Annotated in this window: 6 protein-coding genes; all 6 read left to right on the top strand. The window is 31.0% G+C overall.

The features are described 5' to 3' along the window. Positions 1-53: 53 nt before the first annotated feature. The 6 genes from HA632_RS01925 (at position 54) to HA632_RS01900 (ending at position 4682) form a co-directional block, all read left to right on the top strand. Positions 54-1046: an IS30 family transposase gene (locus tag HA632_RS01925; RefSeq protein ID WP_176305558.1), complete on the top strand. Its 993-nt coding sequence runs from the start codon at positions 54-56 to the stop codon at positions 1044-1046. Between the two features lie 61 nt (positions 1047-1107). After that, positions 1108-1431: a hypothetical protein gene (locus HA632_RS01920; protein ID WP_176305557.1), complete on the top strand. Its 324-nt coding sequence runs from the start codon at positions 1108-1110 to the stop codon at positions 1429-1431. A gap of 185 nt (positions 1432-1616) precedes the next feature. Then, positions 1617-1910, top strand: a complete 294-nt coding sequence (locus HA632_RS01915) for a hypothetical protein (protein ID WP_176305556.1) — start codon at positions 1617-1619, stop codon at positions 1908-1910. A gap of 151 nt (positions 1911-2061) precedes the next feature. Then, positions 2062-2553 (top strand): DUF3805 domain-containing protein, encoded by a 492-nt coding sequence (locus HA632_RS01910; RefSeq protein ID WP_176305555.1) that lies wholly within the window; start codon positions 2062-2064, stop codon positions 2551-2553. 847 nt (positions 2554-3400) lie between these two features. Beyond that, positions 3401-3856, top strand: a complete 456-nt coding sequence (locus tag HA632_RS01905) for a DUF5063 domain-containing protein (RefSeq protein ID WP_176305554.1) — start codon at positions 3401-3403, stop codon at positions 3854-3856. Positions 3857-4013: 157 nt separating this feature from the next. Next, positions 4014-4682, top strand: a complete 669-nt coding sequence (locus HA632_RS01900; protein WP_176305553.1) for a hypothetical protein — start codon at positions 4014-4016, stop codon at positions 4680-4682. Positions 4683-4726: the final 44 nt, after the last annotated feature.

Raw genomic sequence — 4726 nt, 5'->3', positions numbered from 1 at the left:
CGCCGGTTCAATAATCTAACGCAACTTTTAAAGAAATTTATAAGTTCGTTATTATGAAAAACTACAACCGAATTACACTACAAGAACGTATTGAGATTGAAAAATTATTAGCGCTTAATCTCTCCTATTCTGCTATTGCACTTAAACTTGGAAGACACAAAAGTTCTATTATCAGAGAAGTCAAAAAGTACCCTAAAAAGCAATACCAAGCTTATTATGCTAACTTAAAATCTTACTCTAGAACCATAGACAGAAGATTTGGTAAAAGCAAGATTCTTTTCAATCCAAAACTGCAAAAATTCATTCATCAAAAACTCGCAATGTTTTGGTCACCTGACCAAATATCAGTAAGTTTAAAACGGCTATTTCCTAATGATAAAACTATGCAAGCTTCGCACGAAACCATCTATCTTTACATCTATCTTCACTCTAAAAAAGAGCTCAAAGAAATGCTAATTTCAGAGCTCAGACAAAAAAGAAAACAAAGAGGAAATACACGTCGAGGAACCGACAAAAGAACAACCATTAAAGATCCTGTCAGAATAGATGAACGCCCGAAAGAAGTACTCGGACGTGAAATTCCGGGACATTGGGAAGGTGATTTAATTCTGGGTAAAAACCGAGAATCAGCTATTGGAACTTTAGTGGAAAGATCTACCAGAGCTGTAATACTGGTTCATCTCAAAAACAGGGATTCCAAATCTGTTCGTAAAGCATTCGAAAAGGAATTTAAACAACTTCCAAAGCTGATGAAAAAATCTTTGACTTACGACAACGGAACTGAAATGGCGCAGCATAAATTATTCACTAAAAACACCAAAGTACAAGTTTATTTCACTCATCCATATTCGCCTTGGGAAAGACCAACAAACGAAAACACAAACGGACTTTTAAGAGATTATTTCCCAAAAGGAACCGATTTGTCAATTGTGACTAAAAAACGCCTTAAAAGCGTTCAAAACGAACTTAATGAAAGACCAAGAAAGGTACTCGACTATCAAACTCCTAAAGAAGTTTTTGATAAAATCATTTTAGAAAAATTATAACTATATTTGAATCAACTAGCGTTGCGCTAGAAACTTGAAACCGCCTGCCAAAAGTTAAACTATGAAGTATCCGTTTTATATCATAATTGCATTTCTTAGCATTTTAATTTCTTGCTCATCAGCCAAAGTCAACAAAGACTTATTAATTGGAAATTGGGGTAAAAATGGAAAGACGGAGTTTCTATTTACAGAAACAAACAAATTTTCCATTTTGTTAGAAGAAGATACAATCTCAAGAAATTATACTATTCATGGAAATAAAATTAGAATACATCAAGCAATAACATGGTATAGTGAGTTGGAAATTATAAAGTTGGATAATGATTCTTTGGTTTATAAAAATGGAAATGAAATACGAAAATATGAACGCACGATGATTAAATAAACGCACTGCTTATAACAGCAGTTTGTAACTACTGCGCGCTTGGGCTTGCCCCGAATTTTCTCCGAAAATTCAAAAAGGAGTTTTATCTTTGGAATCATTAGTAATAAATCATCGCAGCAGTTACAAGCTGCGGAACGTTAGCGACAACCTTGTTGGGAAACTGCTAAAAAAGAAATTATACAGAAATGAACAAAGTTTTTGAATACATAACGGAAATTATTGGATGGTTGCAAATCGTAGCATCGCCTCTTTTAATTGGTTCAGGAATTGGTGCATTTATATATTTTCGAAATCCATCATTAACAAATCTTATCATTGGAATTGTTATTTCAATGTTAGGTTTGATAGTTGGAATAATTTGGGCTACAAAAATTTGGAAAACTAAGGGAACGATGTGGTTTGTTTCTCAAGTTAGCGCAACTCCGGATTTAGATAATCTTGTCGATGCGGAAAAAGAGACGAAACAAGGCAGTCGCTAACAGCAGTTTGTAACAACTGCGCGCTTGGGCTTCTCCCCGATTTCCTAGCGGAAATCAAAAAGTTGTTTTATCTTTGGAATCATTAGTAATAAATCATCGCAGCAGTTACAATCTGCGGCACGTTATAGGCTAGTGCTAAAATCTGCTGAAAATGAAGTCAACATATTTTTACATATTTATTCTTTTTATGAATTGTAATAAAAAACCAGATAATTATATTTTCAACTCAAATTTTGGATATTCAATTCTGCTTCCTGAAAATTGGTCGGAATATGAAGACGAAGAGAATACAAATGCTTTCTTTGACTCCAAAGAATGGACTGGAAATCTTAGAATTACACCCATTAAGATTGACGCAAATAAAAATGCTGAATTATTGAAAAGTGAAATGGAAAGTTTTAATGGAAAAGCGGAACCGTTTAAAACTAAAACAGGATTTGAAGGTTTAAAATATTCTGAAAAGAGCAATAAAGATTTTATTTATTACTGGTATATTATTGCTCAAAATAAAATGTTTATTTGCTCGTTTACAATAGACTTGGATAAAAAAGAAACGCCGGAAAACCAAAAGGAGTTGATAAAAGTGACGGAAATTATTAACTCAATTGAACTCAAAGCACCAGCCCATAACAGCAGTTTGTAACTACTGCTCGTTGGGCTTGCCTCTAATTTTCTCTGAAAATTCAAAAAGTAATTTTATATTTGGAATCAACAGTGATTAATCGTCGCAGCAGTTACAATCTGCGGCACGTTAGCAGTAATTTTTCACACGAAAGGCAAACAACCGCAATTTTAAAAACAAAAAAATGAATTCTAATGAACTTTTAATTGGTAAATATAAGTTAGAAAAAAAAGTGCTATTCTTAATTTTTATAGAAGTTTTTTTAATTGTCATTAACAACATTTCAAAAATAAAAATTGATTTCTTCCTCTTTGACTTATTACGGTTTTATACATTTTTAGTAATCTTCTATATTTTGCTTTTAAATATTCCATTGTATAAATCGAATTTCCAATATACATTAATTTATAATTTTTTTTTATTGTTGTTTAATGATTTGCTAGTTAGACTGTTTTACTATAACAAAGACTGCGATGATTGCACGAATTATACTCTAACGATGATTTTTTTATTGACATTAATAATTGGATCCTTTATAATGTTTATTTATTCTTTCATGTTTAACAAAAAAAATATTTTAAAAAATATTGCCATTTTAGCTATTGGAATTATTTGTAGTTGTGTGATATATTATTTTATAAACAGCTCAATTTTATTGGGTAATAAGGTCGGTGAAAATTTGCTATAAGAGACGCTTTGATTAAAAAACTACTGCTAACAGCCGTTTGGCGCAATGGCTAGTTTTGTTTTTTTTAGACGGAAATTACTAAGTTGAAATTTTGCTTATCTTTAGAACAAATTATTTAAAAAGTCGCCACTTCGCCAAGCGGCGATACGTTATATGCCATATCAAACCAAATTGCTAAAAATGAAAACTCTTTTAGAAACGATATCCGAAATTACTAAATATGGCTTGAACAAAAACTTAGTCGAAGTTGACAAAGAGAGAAATCTTGAGAGAAATATAATTAAACTTTATAGCTTATATTTTGAGATAGAATTCGAGTTTGATGACAAAGATTATAAAGAGTTTGAAAGCCCAGAACCGGAAACCATTATTGAAAATATAAAAAGTAATTTTCCTGAATTTGGTTTTTATAAAATAGTTTTAGACATAAACGATATTGATAATCAAAATGAAAATGCTTTAGGTGACGCAATTGATGATTTGTTAGACATAACGAAGGATTTAATGGAAGTAAAATGGAGAATTGAAAATAATAGCAATGAAGATGGTCTTTGGTATTTTAAATTCTCTTTTGAAAATCATATTCAACAGCATATATTGGATTTATTGAATTACTTGAAAAACAGAACTGAATAAGTTAAATACGGCATATAACAGCAGTTTGTGATTATGGCTAGTTTTGGGTTTATCAGAAATGTCTCGACTGACTGAAATTTTAGTTATATTTGAAAACGCAAGTGAGTGAAGAACGCCACAATCACAATCTGCGGCACGTTACCAGCCATTTTCAGACATGAAGTATTACACTATTCACATTAACGACTCAGGAGCTATCGAAGATACTGAAAAGACAAGTATCAATGGAGAAAACACTCTTATATGTAAAATGTACGATGATCCAGAATTCAACAAACTCAATGATATATTACATTCATTAAGAGGTTACATTCTGAACGAAAAAGCATTAAACATTTTTAAAGAAAGTAATACAATCTCTTATAAACTTTGCAAAGCTAAAGTGTTGCGAAAAGAAAAAGTATTTGGCTTTATTAAAAAATATAAAGAATACGATTTCTATGAACTTGATTTTTCAGATGAAAGCGCTTATGAAAGCTATGACTGGATTGATTTTGAAAAAAGTGAAATTTTTGCTGTGGAAAGTTTAGGAGAAAAAATAAAAATTAAATCACATCAGGAAACTTTGCGTTTCGTTGAAATAAATAAAACGAATACAGGAAAAAGTTATTCTTTTGAAACAGAAAAAATTGTCTTTAATAAAAACTTCAATCCAGAAATTGACTTGTTTAAAATTCCTTTTTATTCATGGGGAATTTATGTTTCGGAAAAATTAAAGAACAAACTTGAAAATGCCCAAATAACAGATATTGGATTTGCAGAAAATAAAGAACGGTTAGGAATGATGTGGAAACCTCATTTCCCAATAATAGAATTTAATCATTAAAAACGGCTGGTAACAGCAGTTTGTGATTATGGCTGGTTTTGGTC

This window comes from Flavobacterium sp. J49 (assembly GCF_011742145.1).
GTDB lineage: Bacteria > Bacteroidota > Bacteroidia > Flavobacteriales > Flavobacteriaceae > Flavobacterium.
Note: the sequence above shows the minus strand (reverse complement) of the source record. Positions and strands in the feature narration are given on the sequence as shown.